Consider the following 19,194-nt stretch of genomic DNA (forward strand, 5'->3'; position numbering starts at 1 on the left):
TATTATGCGATGGACGCCACGTCTTTAAGCGAAGCCAAAGAGCCTAGTTGCGCGGAAACGAAGCTCCAGGCTTGTTAGGCGCCATCCACGTAGGTCCCGCAGCCGGCACGCCCAATGGCACGAAGCTTTGTAAGTTCTATGCCGCGATTGGCGCCCGCCGTTCGCCTCTTGGTGTTCTCGTACGGGCCACGATATGGGTTGCGGCTGAGTGAAGAGCTGTTGGCGATCAATGCAAGTATCTGCGACCAGTCAATGATCTTATGTCCTCGCGCGGCGGTGTGACGACCGCACCGTCGCACTGATTTGACTGAACTTAAGCCAACGTGTTCTTAAGATGAGCAGAACACGTTCTTCGGTCGATCGGGCTGCATGTACCGTCCTCGCGGGATCGCGTCCGGCCCGAGTTCTCATCGAGTTATTCGATGAACGTCATCCCAGTGTTGCGGTACCAATGCGATTGGAACGCCCATCACAAGTCTCAAAAAGCTGCTTGGGGGCGTTATGCGAGTGAATGGAAGTTTTTCGGAACTGATTGCTATGCATGTTGACGGCGATAAGCGAGATAAGACACCTCGCTGGCTGCCGATACTGATTTCAAACAAGGGCAGAAACGTCGTTGCCATCTCATTGGCAGCCAGCTTGATCAGCAATGTGGCCATGGCAGGGAACGCCGAGACCACAAGCGGAAAGAGCCACGCGCCCGATACGGCGCTCAAGAGCAAGCTCACCAAGAAGAACAGCCATGCCGCAAAGCCCGAGGAGCGGCCCCGGCCAGGAGCGGAGGGCCTCCGCGGCGCCTCGGCCCTAGCCCAAGGCGCCATCGCTCCTAAGCTCGCGCGCCACGATATCGTGGCACAACCGGCTCAGGATGAAGCAAGCAAGTTTGCCAGATTCGACAAGCTTCGTGAGAGGGGTCTGGAGATCAACATCCCGGCGCCCATAGATACGGTAGACCAGGATAAGACTGGTTTGCGATCGGCCTTGGCCGATGTCGGTGTCGGCTACGTTGCCTGGACCGTGAACAGTTATGTGCAAAACGTGCTACCAAACGCGGCCAGAAGCACCATCGCCAATCAGCTCTACAACGGGCAGAATCCGACCTTCAACACCGTGAACTATGTGATGGTCACTTATGATCTGACCCGATACGGCATTCCCGACGGCCAGATCATTGCGGGCATGGAGCAGCAATCGTGGACGTGGCAGCCTGGTGGTCCGGACAGGCTCGGCATCAATACACTGGCCTACTACCAAACCTTCTTCGACCGGGCGCTCGAGCTCAAGTTCGGCTACCTCAGAAACTCACATGAGTTTGCTGGCACATTGGTCGGCGGCAACGCAGGCGCAAGCATCTTTGGACCTTCGTCTAACGTGCTGTACCAGGGCGGAATGAGCAGCAACGCAACACCCACGCCAGCGGTCAACCTTCGATATAATTTCGACAGAAACTTCTACTCCAAGCTTTCGGTGCAGCGCTCTATCAGCCCGGATGGTGTTGCGACAGAAGTCAATCAAAATCCTGAAGGCTTGTACTGGCGCACACCCAATACCGGTGTTCTCGCCCTTGACGAGACGGGTTATCAGACCAAGGCAGCTCCGGGTGTGTTTGATACCTGGCTCCGCGCGGGCATTGGTTACAATACCAGCCACTACACGAACATCCCATTTCCAAAGAACCCGAGAGGTGACGAGAACACTTTCTATTATGTCGCCGCCGACCGGCAGTTCTCGCAAATCGCCCCTCAGGGTGCGGCATCCCGCGGCATCTATGGCGGGTTTTCGGTCATGGGCGCGCCGCCTGACCAGAACAAGGTCACGCAGTACTATGAGGTTCGCCTTTATGCCAAGGGCCTGTTCGACAGTCGTCCCACTGATCAGATCTCAATAGTCGCCACAGATACGGTTTGGAGCAATTTCGCCGTGCAGAACGCATTGGCCGCAAAAAATCTCGCCCACAACGATAGCAAGGCGATATCAGGAACATATACCGCGCACCTGGGCCCCGGCGTGTATCTCAATCTCGGCCTGACTTACATCAACAATCCGACGACGATCACCTACACACCGCAAACAGGGCATGCCCTGAATTTCTCGGCGTCGACCTCCATATTCTTCTAGCGTAGGCTAATCAGAAAGCCGCCGAGCCGGGTCATACCGGCTCGGCTCGCGCTATGGAAATCTTGGAACGGCTGATCTGTGGTCGCACAAGTATCTTTTGGATCAACAGTTTGGGCCATTGCACCCATCAGACCTGGCGTTGAACCGCACCGTTCACAGGAATTGAGGTTAACAACGAGCGACACTATCCGCTCATCTGTTCGCTCTAACCGCCTCTAACCAAAGCCAGAGATCGTCAGTGATTCCGAGTTCGCTGCATCGACGCTCGACATAATTGCAGCCTTCCTTTACGAAAACCTCCGAGCCGTGCGCGGCCTTAAATCGGTCGATTTTCGGAAGATCGAAGGTGAGTGACCACCGTCCTGACTTGGACCAAATTGCTATTCCGAGTTCGGTCATTTCGGCTCCAACAATAGCGCAGGCGCTCTGAAATCTCAGTCCCGTGCGGCGGATGCTAGCAAGAAGATACCTCGATCCTCCGCTGTCTCCAAGCCCGACCGAGGGGCCGTATCGCCTTTTGGTCAATTCTGAATCTGAGAGCGGTCAAGGGAGTGCGGCAGCCCAATTTGTTGCGATGGACGAACAGACGACAGCGAGCGTCGCGTGAAGCGGCCTGACGAGTATATTGCCCACCTCGAGCAGCGCGCTGCCAAAGCAGCAAGTATTTTTTCGCTGTTCGATCTTACAGCATACGAAGGAGGAATACTTGTTGATCATTCCTGCCTTTTTCTATCCCCGTTGCTGATCGCTTGCAGCGATTGGGGTTCGGTGGACGATCGTGGGGGGCGCTGGGAAGCCTTCTCGCGTGGCCCGCACATGATGCACATCCTGCTCGGTCCCGCGATCGCGCCTTCCTCGAAGACCGCGCGAGGGTCGAGGGAAGGCTCCACCGCGACAGTCGGCTCTTGATCGGCCGGCTGTCTGGCAATCCGGAGGATAGCGGACCACGATGTCCGCCGCCGACGGCGAACGGATTGTGCGCCTGGTTGCGAACCATGTCGGCGCGGGGGGGGCGGATGCGAAAAAGCCGCGGCGTCTCCGCCAAGCTTCCTAACACGGGGGAGACGTTCCAGGCGCTTCTGCGCCCGTCGTTGCGGCGCGGCCCTTGCGATCCACAAGCCCGCCGTTACAGTCTTCACCTGGATGACTACGCGGCAGCGCATCATGACCTTGGGTTCAGCGGGCGTGCTCTGCGAAGCCGTCGCTGCCCGCAAGAACATCCTGGTCGCCGGGGGCACATCGACCACGATGATCACCCTGACAGATGCACTGCTGCCCGAGATCGCCGGCACCACCGATTGCGTCGTCCTCACCGAGGATACGCGAAGAGCACAGACCTCGTTCAGGCCGTGGTGACAGCCCTCAGCGATTGATTGAGTGGATCGAGTCGGAAAGTCAATGCGATCCTTACTGCCCGACATGGTAGGGCTAGGCTACCTGCACTGTGAGGTAGTCTGATCGAGCGGCCCGTCGCAGCCAAGCGTAGCGGCAGCTCGAAGCCCTGGATGGCGCTGCTAGGCCGTAAGCTCTCGAGAGCAGAATCTGCAGAGATGATCATGACAAGGCGATTCAAAGATTATAGAGCTGACGATTCGTGTGCTATCCCACTCAACAAGCTGGACGTAAGTGAGAGCAAGCGCTTTCAGGACGACAGCATATGGGCTTGCTTCGAGCGGTTGCGGAAGGAAGATCCCGTTCACTACTGTCAGGACAGCGCTTCTGGTCCATATTGGTCCGTAACGAAATACCGGGATATCGTAGCGGTAGACACAAACCACCACGCGTTCTCGTCAGAGCAAGGTGTCACTATTGTCGACGTGCCTGGTGAGCACTGGACCCAGAGTTTCATCAAGATGGGGCCGCCCAAGCACACCGAGCAGCGCAATAGCGTGAGCCCGATTGTCGGACCGGAAAGCCTGACGAAGCTCGAGACCCTGATCCGCTCTCGTGTTAGGTCGATTCTCGATGGCCTGCCGCGCAGTGAAGACTTCAATTGGGTGAACGAGGTCTCCATAGAGTTGACGACGCAAACACTCGCCACGCTGTTCGACTTCCCATTCGAGGATCGGCATCTCCTGACCTATTGGTCAGACGTAGCTGTTGCCGCTCCCAAAGCAGGCCATGCAATCGACAGCTGGGACAAGCGAAGCACCATCTTGTCCGAGTGCCTGGACTATTTCACCGGGCTTTGGAACGAGCGGATCGATGCCGAGCCGCGCCTCGACCTGATTTCGTTGATGGCGCATTCGCCCGCCACACGCCATATGGAGCCAAGTGAGTTTCTCGGAAACCTGATTTTGCTGATCGTTGGCGGCAATGATACGACGCGCAACTCGATTACCGGCGGCCTCCAGTTCATGAGCCAGTACCCATCCGAACTGCGAAAACTAATTGACAGTCCCAAGCTGGTCTCGAGCGCCGTGTCCGAGATCATCCGATACCAGACGCCGATCGCACATATGCGTCGCACTGCTGCGATCGACAGTATCGTTGGGGGCAAACAGATCAGGAAAGGCGACAAGGTCATCATGTGGTACATCTCCGGCAATAGAGACGAAGAGGTCATTGAGAACGCCAACAGTTTCGTGATCGACCGGAAGAATGTGCGGCAGCACCTTTCGTTCGGATTCGGAATCCATCGCTGTCTTGGTCGACATCTTGCGGAACTGCAGTTGAGAGTCCTCTGGGAAGAGATTTTGGACGCGAGATTAGAGGTCAAGGTGGTCGGCGAACCCGAGCGAATTGCGTCCAACTTCGTGCACGGCTATTCCGCTCTGCCCGTGCGGATCATAGCCTAGGCCCTGATCGCGCCCGTTCGGACCGCGCGCGGTCGGGCTGCATTGATTTTGAACTATCCTGTTCAAGCTGCGCAGATCGCCCGATGGACCGAAACAATTGCTGTGGCCAGCTACTCATGAACCGGAGAGATGTTTGGAGGGCCTGTGACAAGCGACATGTTTCTCCTGATATCCTTCGGTGACCTCTTCCTCATTTTCCGATAAACGCTGGGCGACGTGCATCTGAAGAACATCTGGATCATTGCCCCGAAACAGGGAGCTATTCTGGTAGTGGAGCCCATACTCATCTTTCTGCTCTTCAGAGTCGTGCCGTCAGGCGGTTCGCTGATCAGGGTGACGCTCGGTGTGCTCAGTACGCTTGCTGTCATATTTCTATGAGGGTAATTTAACCGGCCTAGGCGCGGCCCAGGTTTGGCGAGATGTAGTTGAATGATGCGCAACGTCGAGTCTGCTCAGTTCGGACGGTGAGAATGTTGTTGCTGATAGCCTCAGGCGTCTCGCCATAGCCGTGTATGGCTGGTGAGTTGGTAAGCTCTTCGTCGAAGTCTATATGCTGGATAGCGGGACGCGTGTTGCCAGCGCAGTTCTGCGATCGACATACGCTGGCCATTTCTGCTTGGCCAAAATTGCCGTCCAGAAGGCCTTTGGAGTTGGCTTGTCCCAGTTTGCGCGCACAGAGGCACCGCATTGGAGCGGGATTATCTGGCGGGCGGGGCAGCTCGGGCCCCGGTCACGTCTCAGCTGATCACACGGCACTGATGCGGCTAGTTCAGCAACGCGAGGGGCTGCGATCAAAGTGGAACTCAAGGCGAGATCTTCTTTCTTGTGCATCCGGTTGAATGCTCTTGGTCAGCTGGTCGTCAGCAAGGCGGCCTATCCAGACAGGCTGTGCACTCTCGACTGTTCGGAGATGAAGTATGAAAGGTATTGGCCGAGCTGATCCCTCACCGGGTGAGGCGGCGGGAGCCGACAACACGGGGGAATTGAGCCGTTCGAGCCTGGAGCGTGGTCTCTTCCCTGGGGAACGTGGTCCATCCTTCGATGCCGTCCTGGAGCGGATGCGCTCTGGGCAAGGCAGAACAGCGGCTTCAGAATTGGCGGCGCCGAGGCGCCACGAGATCAATGCAGCAAAGCGAAACATCGATGGCCTGCTTGAAAAGTTTGAAACTTGCCGTCGAGCGGCTATGCAACCCTGCAACTTGCAACAGGCGCAAGAGCTGATCGATCAAGTCGTCGAAGCAGGCTCAACAGCTCTTGAATATTACGCGAATCTGCCTCCGAATTTGGCCCGTCGTATCCTGCCCGACGATCAGGCTCGCCGGCTCCGCGACGACACGCTGGATGCGGGCAACCAATGTAACGAAGTGGCCACCCAGATTCTGTACCCACTTGAGAACAGGAGAAGGCAAGCAGAAGCCCTGCTCGACAAGATCAAAGACACCGCTCCGCCCGAACAGCTGACCCGCGTCATTGCGGGCGTCGCGAACCAGTATGCTGCCTGCATGGACTCGTGGGGAAAGAAGGCGTTGCGCTTCGAGCGGATGCAGTCAGTCTGTGCGGCGACTGCCCACTTGCCAAGCAGCACGCCCGAGATGCGCAAGGCCGAAGAGGCCCAACTCAGGCTCAATACGGGCTGGGCGCTCAATACCAGGTGCATGTATCTGCAATCGCGGATCGCTCTCGCGCAGCTCTTGATTGAGTCGCGAGCGAGCACGTTAGCACCAGACGTGCGAGCCGCCCTCACGGACGAGAACGGGCGGGTACGTCTGCTCGGGACCTTTATTAGAGATGTTTTTCCGGCATTTGTTTCGACGGCCGACGCCGTTCTCGGAGGAGCGGTGCTCGATGCCGAGCACCACGCCGTTCTGGAAGGAGTTATGGAGCGGCTTTCGGAGTTTGCTTCCCAACTGAGGGGCATGCTTGACCCCCTGAGGGAGGCTGGAACGGAGGCCGACCTTCCTTTGCAGTTACTGGGCGAGATCTTGGACGGTGCGTGGGTGACGGCCAACGAGGTCATGCGGCTGCTCGCATTGCAGCCAAAGACGGAAGTGACGATTGAGCCGCCGGCTTGGGCTGCGCTGACAGAAAACACTGCCCCGGTGGGTGGAGGCACTCCAGTAGGCAGAAAGGGCAAAGCAAGGCGCGCGGCAGCCGCAGGCGAGGGGAGTTCGACGGCCAGCCCACCGGCGCCGCAACTCGCCAGGCCCGATGCCGCTACGGCCCCCACGGGCAAGATCATAGTGCTCTCGGATCTCGGTACAAAGAAACTCGCCACGGCGGAGGAGGCAGCCGCGTCATCCTCTGCGACCGATCACCTCCAGATGTGGCAGGCTCCACCCTCTATCAAAGCACTGCCGCGATTGCTTGAACGATTGGACGAGCTGTTGCAGTTCGATCTGCCGGCTCAGCAAAGCGCCGCCTCGCAAGCGCGTCATATGAAGCCGGAGGACGCCGAATACGTCTTGGATCGCGTGATCAAGCGCTTGCAGACGCAGTCTGCCGAGATTGAGGCCTGTGTAGCCGCGCTGGAGGAGCCTCGCCGAGGGGGCCTGCTCACGGCTGCGCAACTGCCCGAAGTTCACGAAAAGAGAGCCCGGCTGCAAAGGATGTGGTCCGAGGTTCAGGGGCAGGCAAACTCATTGAACGCGCGAAAGGCAGCAATCACCAGCGATTGCAGGAAGACATATGCATTTCCGTCGCAGAAATACCTTGTACAGTTACGGGAAGCGGGGGAACTGGCGTCAGTGGATCCACCTCGCGCCTTGAAGGGAGAGCCAGGGACGCTGTTCGAAATCAAGCTGCAGCCCATGGCGCTGAGCAGTGGTGCAACGCCAAGGCCGATGTGGGTGCACATCCATACCAAGCGGCCGGTACAAGCCTGGCAATTGGCAACCCTGAACGATCGTGAATTCGCCGCTTGCCACGTGAAGTCCGACGAGCAGCGCGGCCACAATCAGCACTGGCAGAACGCTCGCGCCGCCGAGGGGCACGAGAACGTCGTCATCCATCGCGGCAAGCTCACTCCTGCGTTCTGTAAGTCCTTGTTGAGCACCGCCGCTGGCCTGCCGTGGCAGCCCCTTCCCGATCCGGAGCACGCTTCAGCTCAGATGGCTCGACTGGGGATCTAGTGAGCTGGTTGTGTCGCGGCGGTGAGCCGTTCGGCGGCAGAGTTCATGCCTGCGGATCGGCTCGGCGGACTGCCTGAGCTGCGCCGAGTCCCGTGGGGATCCAGCTTCCACAAGGATGGAGCCTGGCAGAAAACACTGCTGACGGGAGGGTTATCGGCTGGCCATCCGGAGGATTGTCGGTCGTCGCACAAGCATGCTGCCATTGCCTGCTGTGGCGAACATCGACGCTCGGGCGAGAAACTCGACCGCTACTATTAGAGGCGCGAAAGGCATACCTCATTCTGCCGGTGATCCGCACGGATGTCACAGTGCTTTCACCTGCCTGCCCGCGGCGGACTGGCGCGCAAACTCTTCCGGCGAGCTTGAACGGATCGCGGATGGTCCGGATGTACGGGAGCTGAGCGTCCCGGCCGCTTTGACGAATCAAACCGGGCGGTGCACAATAACGCAGCCTATTTGCTACTCTTGCATTAGGCTACGACGACCCCAGCATCGCGCCTTCTTGGCCCCCAAAAGATGCTGGGGCTTGTCGTTCTTCATTGAGCGTTCAAGTAAGCCGCAGCTTCTTCGTTTCAACTGCAATGGCGCCGAGCGCCGCGGTGGCAATTTCAGCACACCGGCGTATGGTCAGTCATTTCCCTGCTTTTTCAGTCGCCTACGAGCTTAGCAACGCTGGCATCGGCGGAAGAGCAGGCTCCGTCGCTCGATCAGCTCTGGGGAATTGAGTGATGGCCACGAGCTCACGACCGCAATCCGTACGACGGATCTGACTAATCTCTTACAGCTCGATGCCGTGCGCCCTAAGCACCCGGTGCATCACCTCGCTTTTGATCTCGCGGGCGATCTCGTTGACGATTTGAGGTCCGATAATCCGCTCGGCGTCGGCATCGCCCGCAAGACCCGCTTCGGCGAGCCGTTGGTTCAGCCGAATTTGAAACTCCTCGCCCATCGCATCGATGAGCCGATCGTCCATTGCTGCGTGCGCTTCGGGGGCAATGCGCCTCAGCACCGCTTCCCAAGGTTGCCAGCGCGTCGCTAGATAGTCCGCAAAACCTGTCGTTTCCTGCTGCCGCACCGTTATCATCGCCCTCTCAACGTCGTTGCTCGTGACGCCAGAGACGGTCAAAAAGCGCATGTCGGGGGCGACGTGTCGCAGCTCCAGTGGATCGCGCAATTGCGTCTGGTAGGCGAGATAGACTTCGGTCTCGTCGACCGGTCTGGAGTGACGAAGGACATTGACCGTCTGGCGCGCTATTCCGTCCAGCGCCTCCAACCGGAACATGACGCGGGCATGCTGGAGCAACTCGGGGAGCCGATCGTCGTACAGGCCATCCTCGATGTCGGCGTTCAGACGCGCGGTCTGCATCCCGTTCCAGGCCAAAGTGATCCGATCTTGACAGCTCGCGCATGCATCGGAGGCCAACTGGAAAAACAGCTCGCGCAGTCGAGGCCTCGCCGATGCCTGCCGCAGATCCTCGACCACGGCCTGCCGGAATTCGCTATTGCCGTAGTTCACGGTGCCGGCAAGCCGGTCGAGGAAACGAACGTAGTCCTGCACACCAGGCTCGTCGGCGAAGCTTTGCCATGTTGCGATCATGGCTAGGTCCTGCCCAAACCAGTCTGCGACAACCTCGTGCAGCGGCCGGGGCGCAGGTTCCATTGCGTCTTCGCTCAACGAGAAAAGGATTGGCGGGCCGGCATAGTCCGCAGCACTCCTTGCTCTCAATAGATTGCTCTGAACCCGCTCTCGCAGCGGATTGTCCGTCAAATCGATGGCCGCATCGCTGGCTAGCTGCAGCAGGCTCGCCGGTACGTCCGTCAGTCGATTGTTGCTAACATCTAGTATTTCGAGGGGAGCGGGGAGTTCCGGCAGCCGGACCAGTTGATTGTCGCTGGCCGTCAACAATTCGATCGCCGACGGGAGCGGCTCAGGCAGTTCGGTCAGCTGATTGGAATCGAGAACCAGGCTTTCAATGCTGGCTGGAAGATCGGGCAGGCTGGTAAGCTGGTTGCTTGGCGCGACAAGATCCCGGAGCGTTGACGGAAGCGCGGGCAGACTGGCCAGTTGATTGTCACCGGCGTCCAGGTCCTGAAGCCCGGCTGGAAGGTCAGGCAAGCTGGTCAGCTGGTTGCTTGCAGCATGGAGCTCCTCAACCGTTGCTGGAAGAGCGGGCAGACTGGTCAATTGATTATTCTCGACGACCAGGCTCCGCAGCCCGGTTGGAAGGTCAGGCAAGCTGGTCAGGTGGTTGCTTCCAGCGTAGAGCTCCTCAAGCGTTGTTGGAAGAGCGGGCAGACTGGTCAATTGATTATTCTCGACGACCAGGCTCCGCAGCCCGGTTGGAAGCGGAGGCAAGCTGGTCAGGTGGTTGCTGTAAGCGCTGAGTTCCCGAAGGGTTGCCGGAAGGGCGGGCAGACTTGTCAGTGAGTTTTCGCCGATGATCAGGGACCGGAGCCGGGATGGCAGGTCGGCCGGCAGGCTGGTCAGCAGATTGCGCGCTGCATTGAGCAGGCGGAGCCCGTCAGGAAGTACGGGCAAGCTCGCCAATTGATTGTCTCTCGCGTCAAAGACCTGAAGCTCGGGCGGGAGGGCGGCGGGCAATGCGGTCAGGGAGAGGGAGGAGAGATTTAGCGCCACACTCCCATTCTCGGGCAAAGCTCTCGTTTGAGTAATGGCGGTTTGGCGGTTCTCGTCTTCGTCCTGCCCCTCATCAGCCGTCCGCGCGTCCACAACGTGGTCCTGCGGCCCTGCCGCAGTGGGAGCGGACGGCCCCGCGTCCGTCAAAGCCTCGTCCCAATGCGCCGCAACGGGAGTGCCGGGTTCTGAGGCCTCGGATTGGGTCGCTTCGGAGCCGGAAACTGAGAAAAAGCCGTCACCGTCAAGCTGCGTCCGATCTGTATTCATTGTTGTCGCCTCGCATGGCAAAATGGAGCAAATGCGCTGGAGCGCCGCTTCCGCAAAGCCGGTCTCTCGTTGTGACGACGATCCATCAAGAAGATGAAGCCGGCGATCATGGTGCGCAGCCCAACTTGGAAGGGCCGAACGCGCTGGCTGATCCGGCGCACCAGATATCGCGAGATGCCCGCACGAATCTGATTGTCGGCTCGCTATCTTGAGGGGGATCGGGCTGCTCCCTCTTCCAGATTGAGCTGATCAGGTCGAGCCTCTTGTCTGGTTCGAGGTGTTCTCAACCTAGGACGCTGAGCTGTCGAGAAGCTGACTAGTCTTGTCGCTAGAGAAAGTCCGGGCGTTGCAGCTCTGCTAAGCGCCTCTTGTCAATACCTGAGAAGAGTTCAGCCGAGATGAGGTCATGGTCACTCTCGCGTCTTCGCTCCTCGGCTGACTAGTCTTACAGGATCGGGAAATGGCTGCGCCAGACAACCAAATCGCGGCGCTGGCAAGTTCTGGTGGAATGCAGTCGCGCGCTAGACTGCAAGCATGCCGCCGCGGTCGACTGGGTCGAAGCCTTGCCCTATGGCCCGCAGCGCAGCCGAACAAGAGAATCGGTAAGCGGTTTTCGCGGTCATCTCACTTGGTGATGAACAATTGCGCGACCAATTGTGACGCAAGTGCGTTCGGACACATGTGTCGACACATGCAACCGACTGTGGCCTGCTCCGGACGATACGAGTCAGATTCAACAACACTCTCTTGTCGGTCGCTCCGAGAAATGCATCGACGCAGGCGCGTCGCGCGTTCGATCATAAAGCAGGTCTGCAGGTGCCGAGCGGGTAGACAGAGCGATAAGGTGATGCCCGAATTCATCCATCCGGTCGATAGGTCTGATCGAGAAAATCAATTTTACCGCTTGCAACGTCGTCATATAGACCGTCACCCCGGCTGGGGCTAACTTAGGGAAGCGATTTCTCAAATGAAAAAGTCTGTTTTGGTGACTGCGAGCGCCCTCGCGCTTGCAACCGCCGCGGTACCTCCTTTTGCTGCGGATGCTGCCGCGCAACCGCTCACCGCCAGCGTGGAGGTAGCCGATACATCATATCCTCAGTGCGCGGACGATCCATTGAATGGTCTCTGCGATCTGTTTTTTTGCTTAACTGATCCCTCGTGCGTCCTGCACTGACGGGAAAACAATCAAGCAGAAAATGAGGATCGAGCCTCGGGCGGTCGCTGCTTCGTCGGCGGCCGCATCCTTATGCCGTGCGGTTATGCTGGTGGATGGTACAAGCGGCGCTTGTTCTCTAACGTTGATCAGAGTCACTGCCCACCGACAGCCGCCGGTCACTGCCGCCAATCGCCCAAGTGCCGCATCGGCGAAGGTTGGATAAACCGCAAAGCCCTTTCAGACCGCGATGCTACCAATCCGGCAGGACCCTGCTCGATGTCAAGCTGGTCCAATATTTTAGGATCGATTGCCTTTCATGCTACTCTCTTAGCGTCTTCCTGCGCAATATTTCGCACTTCGGACGTCATAGATGTCATCCTAGCCTGTTTGGCTACGCCTAGGGCAGCGGTCGTGGCGTTCCAGACGTTCGTCTATGGCTGGGCACCAAATTGAGTGGGGCCGTCTCCGGCATCATCCGCATGGCAAAGAGCCCGGCCGCGCTAGCGAAAAGCATGTACCAAGCGGGCGCGAGTACGCTCCCGGTGAGATAGATCAGCGAAGTGACGACCAGTTGAGCTGTGCCTCCGAAAATCGCAATCGCAAAAGCGTAGATCGTCGCGAAGGCGCCACCACGAATGTTCCTGGGAAAACTTTCGGCCATGCTCACGTAGAAGGCGCTATACGGAATCGTTCCGATCAGGGTGAGCGCGCCGAGACCTCCTAGAAGTGCGAGGGCACTGCGGCTCTCCGCAATCCACAAGAATGTTGGATAGGTCATCAGCAATGCAGCGGCCTAGCGGCCATATCATGATGCGCCGACGGCCTGCACGATCTGCGAGCAGGCCGCCCAGCAGCGCTGCGGCAATGCCTGCCATGTTGCTGATGAGCGTGGTGCCGAAGGCGAGAGGTGCCGAAACGTGGAGGGTGGTCAACGCGTAGGTAGTCATATATCCGGTCACATATGTCGTGATCGTGCAGCTGGCCAAGATGACAAATCCCAAACTCATGATGCGGCGAGCGGCAGGCGGTCGCCTGACCGGCTGGGTGACCAGAACCGGGGCCTCCGGGCGGTGCAACGTCTCGGGTAAGACGCTCCGCAACCAAAGGCCGAACGGCAACGTAGCGGCGCCGAGCAATAGCGCGATCCGCCATCCGTATGCATTAAGCGCCTCACTTGTCATAGTGAGCGAGAGAATTTCTCCAACCAACGCTCCAGCCGTCGCCGCAACCTGTTGGCTCGCGGGCTGAAAGGAGACCGCCAGACCGCGGGCTTCCACCGGAGCCGCTTCCATCAAGTAGGCCGTCGTTGGACCGACTTCACCTCCGAGAGCAAAGCCATGCGGCAAGCGTGCGAAGATGGCTAACAACGGAGCGGCAAGCCCTATTGTCTCGTACGATGGCGTGATAGCCAATAACAGGACCGCGGCGCTCATCATGGCAAAGCTCGCGGTCATCGCGGGCCGGCGGCCAGCCCGATCCGAATACGAGCCGGGCACGATGGCCCCGATCGGCCTGGTCACAAAGCCCACGCCGAAGGTTCCGAGTGACAGCATGAGGCTGGCGAATTGGTCGGTTGCCGGGAAGAACGCCTGAGCGATCTGTATTGCAAAAAAGCTATAGGTGCCGAAGTCGTAGAATTCGAGGATATTGCCCATGGTTGCGCCCAATACCGCGCGGCCCGTCAAGCGTTCGTCTGCCGGGCCACGGACCGGCTCCAGCCCCTCTCGAGTAAATTGCCTCGCCATCTTCGACCCAATCTGGAGCGCGATCCCGGCCCGACCATTTCGACCAGACAGGTCGCGCAAAGTTGCCTTCCACTTGCCCGAACGCATCCCTCACGGCCATTGCGCCTCTTCCAATGTAGGCTGGAGTGCGTCACGACGAACCTTACGGTAGCGTCTGCAATAAAAATGCCTGGTTTCGCGGCCCATTTAACCCTTGATCTGATCGCTGGCCTTGCCGGCGAGACAAACATGAGAAGCTGCTGCAGTTATCGGGCTCCGCAGACATTGCGCTGCCGCGGCGAGTTTGCGACACAATTGGCTGGCGCCGAACACGATCGACGACAACTCGAGCCATTTCATCGTCGCCTGGTTGCGTCCGCTCCTTCAGGATCCAGTGGGCGACGTCTTCATCGCCCAGACGCTTGCCGCCAATCAGCACGCCTGCGGCGGTTTCGCGCGCGCGAGCAAGATCACCATTCATCGGTGCTCCACCTTTCCGTCGCGGCCGGCTCGCCAGCCAGCAGGCAAACCGCCTGCTCACGGGCCGCTCGCGTCTTTCGACCATCAAGACTCAGTCGTCCGTCATAAGGTGCGTTCGGCGCCGCTCGCCGTGCATCTTGGCAATCTCCTGCGCGAGCGCGTCACCCGGGACGGGGAGAAGGCCCGGCTATTCGGCCCGGACACCGAGGATGCCGACCTCAAGTCTTTGGTGAGCGCGGATGTCAGGGCCCTACATCTTGGTGAGCCACTTGGGGGGCTGTTCAGTCAACCCAGTGGAGCTACACGCAGGAGCTACCGTTCGTGTGCCCGGATGGGCGAGCAAGAAAGCGGCCTACGTTTCTTCGCCAACGGCAGCTTAGAGGGAGCGGACATTTCAGCGGCGACTTCGGCACGCACACGAATTACGACGATTTTCCTTGTTAAGGACGCGAGTGAGAATTCTCTTGCCAACGGGCTGACACGAGCGCCATCTCCTGACGGAGAACGTCACTAACGGCTGGGACAAAGCTAGCCATTCGCGTTGCCTCACCTGAGGATGTAACGTTCCGCTTTTTCGATGCAGCCCCGGCTATCAGTCCGAGGTTGCAGCATGCGTCAGGATCGGAAGCACGACGCACGTTGCGGAGTGCCCAATATAGGCCGCGGCAAACCCTGTCCCGGTATCACCGGCACCGCCGCAGTTTGATCGGTGCGCGGGATGATCGTTTCGGCTGCTTTGCTTCTGAGCAATTTCGTTCTTCATCTGGTCAGGTGAAGAGTTCGCTCCGCGCTTACCCGACTCTTCCGTAAGCGCATTCCGGTGTCTTCTCTCGCCGGCGGCCGGTTAGCGGCTCGCGCGTCGGCTCGAACTGTGAGCCAGAACGACTGGTCGTTAGAGATCGAAATGCGCGTGTTCGAGACAAGACTTGGTCTGCTGCGGTCCGCATCACTCGAACCTCCGAACCGGCCTTACCGCCAGGTGAGCGTGAGGCACGGCGCAGACCGGCGCGCCGATTGCGAGGTCAGGTGCAATGAGACTTGGCTCGGAGGGTGAGCGCATCAGACGTGGCAGGTACGGCCGCGGGTTTGTCTTTCTTCTTCGCTCTTTGTCAGCTTCTCGAAAGCCAGCCTGTTTAACACTCGAACTTGGTCTCTCGATGAAAAAGCCGCCATGTCCGAGTCCGTGACGAACTTCAGCTCAGCCCCTGGGGGTGATCTTCAAGAGGCCTTTGTTCTCATAACAGCAAGGAGAGCTTCATGGATCCGAACTCGATCAATAGTGCCCGTTCACCAGAATCACCGACGGCACACGTCTGGACACAGGAGGATCATGACTTGTTCAGTCAGATCATGAATGAAGCTGGACCATCATCATCTGCCGCACGAGAGGAAGCGGTAGATGTCTCATTCGCTGTTCCCCAGAGATTTTCGCACGGCTCGCAAATCGCTCCTGACTCGATGGTCGAGAGGTTGTTTCACGGAGGCCTCTTGCCGGACTCGGACCAGCCGACGATGACCTACGAAATCCGAGGTCACCGCTACACGGCCGGTTTAGATGAGTCCAATCGCGTTCGTCTTGTTCATAACCCTGCGGAGGATCAAGTGGTTAGAGTCGGCCGGGCGGGGATACCGGACTTCGGAGCCTTCATCATAGAGAACCAGCGCTACGGCATGCCGCTACCACGGCAATCGGCCACACCTGCCCTCATGGACAAGCTGCGCGAAGAGGGATACATGCCGACCGCTGATAACCCAACAACAATCCTGCTTAACGAACGGGCCTACAAAGCGGAGCTAGACGAAGGAGGGTTCGTTAAGCTTACGCGGGTTTGAGAAGCAACCCGACGGTCAGCCGATCACGGCGGACTGGAGCCCTGCGATCACTTCGGTTGTCCTTACCTGGATAGACAAGTCACCGCTTAGCGGTGGATCGTTCGCGCCGCCAGTGGGTACGCATCCTCGGACCCACTGGCAGCCCACGAGATGCGTCGTCATCCTGGCATTCGTCTGCCTAGTGCTGACCTATCATCTGGCCTGTAATATCTCCCCCCATTGCCTCACCCGAGGATGTTACTTTCGCTTGACCAATGTAGCTCCGGCTGTCCGCCAGTCCGACGTTGCGCCATCGCGCGCAGGATCGGAAGGACGGAGGGACGTCGCCGAGTGCCCTTTGCGCGCAGCCGCGCCGTCCCGGGATCCCTGGCCGGTGCCGCACCTTTAGCCGTACGCCGGATCGTCATCTTTGCGTCTGGGCGATCTTAACAAGCACTGCACCATAGTGCGCCGCTGGCCGAACTGTTCGGAGCGTTGCTCCGCGAAGTGATCGAGAATTGCCAGCGCCGTCGGACAGGGTTGGGCTGCCAGGCAGCGCTCGATGTGGGCTGAGCTCGCGCAAAATTGGGCAGCCAAACCGTTGACCGTCGAAGGCTTAATCGAAAGCGCGGAGGCCCTGCCGGTGCGAGCCTGATTGTCTTGACGGACGCGGTGGTATTCTCAAGGAGTGGCAGCAAAGGTCGCTAACCGCAACGATCACACCCTCGCAAGTGGCGCAGTTGCTTTGCGTGGCGGTGAAATCGTGTGAACCTATGTATCGATAGAATCCTGTCAAATGGCACTACCAGATCTGGGTGTTTTGCAAGCAGTAGCTCCGCCATAGGATCGGAGCAAGATCGCATGCACATACGCGTGCGCGATCAGCTTCGAAAAGCGGAAAAGAACGCTATGCGAACATCAATCTCAGATCACAATCTTTTTGTGAGTGCGCGCGCCGGATGGCGAGCCGCCACCGCCCGAAACGTCATTGAACGGAGAGCGCTGGCCCCGAGAGGGCGAGCTTTCCAGATGATACGAGGAATGAAGCCGATAGCGTGGATGGTCGCAGCAATAAGGCGGGCGCTAGCGATGTCCGATCTCGACCGGTGCTGCGCAATCTGGTGGCTTTATCGCCTTCATTTCGGCTTCACGGGCGACGTGATGTTGGGGCTCGCTGCGGTCGCAGTTGCCCAGGAAAGGTCCCGCCGCGGAATTTAGCAACACAGGCATCGAGCATCTTCCATCCAGGCTCGGCGGCCGAACGCAGGTTACGCGTTTGGCTCGCGAGCAAAAGAGTGGCCTAATGCCAATCGCCACAAGTCTCGTCCAGCGACCAGGGCCGCATTCACACCTAGCACCGACGATCTGCCCGGGGGGGCGCCAATGGCGCCGGTAAATGCGATTAGCAGATCGCGACGCCCGAACTTGTGCTCACTTCACACCATCAGCAAGCTGAAATTGATGGGGCCGATGATGCCGCGCGTGGAGGGTCCCAGAGATGTCAGACGACTGGGCCATAGCGGCGAGCGCCGGAATCGGGACGCTTAGGAATGCTTGGTAAAGTCTGGCGATCGGGAGCAAGGATGCGCGGCTTGCATTCCATCCGGTGATCTTCTGCGGTTATATAAAAAATGCCCCACCTGAGTTCGCATCGCGATGAAGGGCGGGTCGAGCAGCAATTCTGGCCGAGTGCCTTGCGCTGGATTGATCCTCACGCGAAACCTTCGGCACGCTGCGTCCCCGCGTCTTGATTCGTTCCTGCAGACAGCCAGCCGCTCAAACGTCCGCCGCTGCTGAAACAAGCCGTCGGCGCCGTGCTGCGTGGGCATTACGGCTACTATGGCAAAGTAAGCGTTTAAGAACGTAGTTGTTGAGGAGAAGATCGAATGGCTGGCGGCGCCGCTTTGAAAGGTTGAGCAGGCGCGACCGGACGGACGCGCCAATGTTCTTGATCGGAGGCTTCGGCTTCTTAGGCATTCGCCGTGATAGCCTCAAGATAGGGTTGCACGACTTTCCAGACCCCGGCTTCCTCTGCATAGCGGGCAATTTCGGCAGGCGATGCTTTGCGCTTTCGTAGTGCCTCGCGCAGGCCTTCAAGTGCGAGATTAAGGCCGGGACTTTTTTGATAGCGCTTTCCGGCGCTCCGTCGATAGCGGAAGAGATCGACTACCGTTTTTGCGGGATTGTAGATGCGAACGCGCACACCTTCGATCGTGTAGTCTTTGGTGCCGGAGGTGAGTCGCGTCACGGATTTGCAAGAAGGTCGGTGTTTGGCGGGTGACGGATTTGCAACGCCGACACTTAGTAGCGCCACAAATACTAGACTGTAACGATCGGAGTTCGCAGCCACTCCTCGATCGTGCGCTCCTGTCCTGCGGGTGAAGCATTCTTGTAGGGGAGAAGCGCAGCTTGCGAAAAAAGAACGCGTTGGATGCCTATCTCCTCAATGGCAATTGTCCCAAACAAGGCTTTCCCCGGCTCATCCGGCACACGCGCGGTAAAGGTGCCGTAGAATATGCTGGTCGGCGACGCGCCGAGAAAAAATACCCGCTCGTTTCTTTCGAAGACAAAGCCGTCACATCTGCGGCTGCCTTTTGAGTGTGTAAGTTTCATTTGATAAGCAAACTGGAAGACCATGGAAGGTAGCTTTTCGGCCTGCCTGATGAGGAAGCTGCCCCTAGGTCTGATTTCGGCCTTCAAATTGGAATAGAAATGATAGTTGCCCACGTAGTCGGCGATCGAGCTGACGTAGTCGTCGCTCTCTGCTGAAAGGCCCAATTCTTTGATGATAAATGAATACGCAACCTTCTGACGCTCTTCGTGCTGCTCAAGGATGCCGGGCAATTCTTCCATCGCTTCGACGAAGCTGACGATCATCGTCTTGCCCGCGGCGCTTTGCCGGTCTTTCATGTAGTTGGTGACGGTTTTCCAAACCGGCTTTCCATCCGAACCGTCGAAATGCTCCCGAAGAAGGTCTTCTCGCCCTGCTTGCAAGTATTCGTCGTATTTCCTGAATGCGGCTGTCAGGCGCTCTGCCGCAACTCGAGGCTGGCGGGGTGGCATGAAAATTTTC

Annotated in this window: 10 protein-coding genes and 1 pseudogene; 7 read left to right on the top strand and 4 right to left on the bottom strand. The window is 58.5% G+C overall.

Annotation, left to right across the window (positions count from 1 at the left end; genetic code table 11):
• The first annotated feature begins 507 nt into the window (after positions 1–507).
• The 5 genes from XH80_RS20495 (at position 508) to XH80_RS20515 (ending at position 8,044) form a co-directional block, all read left to right on the top strand.
• Positions 508–2,118, top strand: coding sequence for a carbohydrate porin (locus XH80_RS20495; RefSeq protein WP_271600131.1), 1,611 nt, complete (start codon positions 508–510; stop codon positions 2,116–2,118).
• Positions 2,119–2,721: 603 nt separating this feature from the next.
• Entirely contained in the window at positions 2,722–3,027 is a 306-nt protein-coding gene (locus XH80_RS20500) for a hypothetical protein (RefSeq protein ID WP_271600132.1), read from the top strand.
• A gap of 255 nt (positions 3,028–3,282) precedes the next feature.
• Positions 3,283–3,474, top strand: coding sequence for a hypothetical protein (locus tag XH80_RS20505; RefSeq protein ID WP_271600133.1), 192 nt, complete (start codon positions 3,283–3,285; stop codon positions 3,472–3,474).
• 194 nt (positions 3,475–3,668) lie between these two features.
• Complete coding sequence (locus XH80_RS20510) at positions 3,669–4,916, top strand: cytochrome P450 (protein WP_442869161.1); 1,248 nt, start codon at positions 3,669–3,671, stop codon at positions 4,914–4,916.
• Positions 4,917–5,833: 917 nt separating this feature from the next.
• Complete coding sequence (locus XH80_RS20515) at positions 5,834–8,044, top strand: hypothetical protein (RefSeq protein WP_271600135.1); 2,211 nt, start codon at positions 5,834–5,836, stop codon at positions 8,042–8,044.
• 778 nt (positions 8,045–8,822) lie between these two features.
• Here the strand turns inward: XH80_RS20515 and XH80_RS20520 are convergent.
• Both XH80_RS20520 and XH80_RS20525 read right to left on the bottom strand, forming a co-directional pair.
• Complete coding sequence (locus XH80_RS20520) at positions 8,823–10,949, bottom strand: NEL-type E3 ubiquitin ligase domain-containing protein (protein ID WP_271600136.1); 2,127 nt, start codon at positions 10,947–10,949, stop codon at positions 8,823–8,825.
• A gap of 1,553 nt (positions 10,950–12,502) precedes the next feature.
• Positions 12,503–13,850: pseudogene (locus XH80_RS20525) on the bottom strand (MFS transporter).
• A gap of 283 nt (positions 13,851–14,133) precedes the next feature.
• On the opposite strand from XH80_RS20525, the gene XH80_RS20530 reads away from it, so the two are divergent.
• Positions 14,134–14,823 (top strand): hypothetical protein, encoded by a 690-nt coding sequence (locus tag XH80_RS20530; RefSeq protein WP_271600137.1) that lies wholly within the window; start codon positions 14,134–14,136, stop codon positions 14,821–14,823.
• A gap of 743 nt (positions 14,824–15,566) precedes the next feature.
• Positions 15,567–16,142, top strand: coding sequence for a hypothetical protein (locus XH80_RS20535; RefSeq protein ID WP_271600138.1), 576 nt, complete (start codon positions 15,567–15,569; stop codon positions 16,140–16,142).
• Between the two features lie 1,948 nt (positions 16,143–18,090).
• Here the strand turns inward: XH80_RS20535 and XH80_RS20540 are convergent.
• Both XH80_RS20540 and XH80_RS20545 read right to left on the bottom strand, forming a co-directional pair.
• Entirely contained in the window at positions 18,091–18,369 is a 279-nt protein-coding gene (locus XH80_RS20540; RefSeq protein ID WP_271600139.1) for a type IV toxin-antitoxin system AbiEi family antitoxin domain-containing protein, read from the bottom strand.
• Between the two features lie 71 nt (positions 18,370–18,440).
• Entirely contained in the window at positions 18,441–19,184 is a 744-nt protein-coding gene (locus XH80_RS20545) for a hypothetical protein (RefSeq protein WP_271600140.1), read from the bottom strand.
• Between the last annotated feature and the right edge of the window lie 10 nt (positions 19,185–19,194).

Source organism: Bradyrhizobium sp. CCBAU 45384, from assembly GCF_028128665.1.
Classification (GTDB): Bacteria; Pseudomonadota; Alphaproteobacteria; order Rhizobiales; family Xanthobacteraceae; genus Bradyrhizobium; species Bradyrhizobium manausense.

Excerpts from the sequence above, each read along its gene's own strand:
- XH80_RS20505 (WP_271600133.1), top strand. The coding sequence starts at position 3,283 with ATGACCTTGGGTTCAGCGGGCGTGCTCTGCGAAGCCGTCGCTGCCCGC.
- XH80_RS20510 (WP_442869161.1), top strand. The coding sequence starts at position 3,669 with ATGATCATGACAAGGCGATTCAAAGATTATAGAGCTGACGATTCGTGT.
- XH80_RS20515 (WP_271600135.1), top strand. The coding sequence starts at position 5,834 with ATGAAAGGTATTGGCCGAGCTGATCCCTCACCGGGTGAGGCGGCGGGA.
- XH80_RS20520 (WP_271600136.1), bottom strand. The coding sequence starts at position 10,949 with ATGAATACAGATCGGACGCAGCTTGACGGTGACGGCTTTTTCTCAGTT.
- XH80_RS20535 (WP_271600138.1), top strand. The coding sequence starts at position 15,567 with ATGGATCCGAACTCGATCAATAGTGCCCGTTCACCAGAATCACCGACG.
- XH80_RS20545 (WP_271600140.1), bottom strand. The coding sequence starts at position 19,184 with ATGCCACCCCGCCAGCCTCGAGTTGCGGCAGAGCGCCTGACAGCCGCA.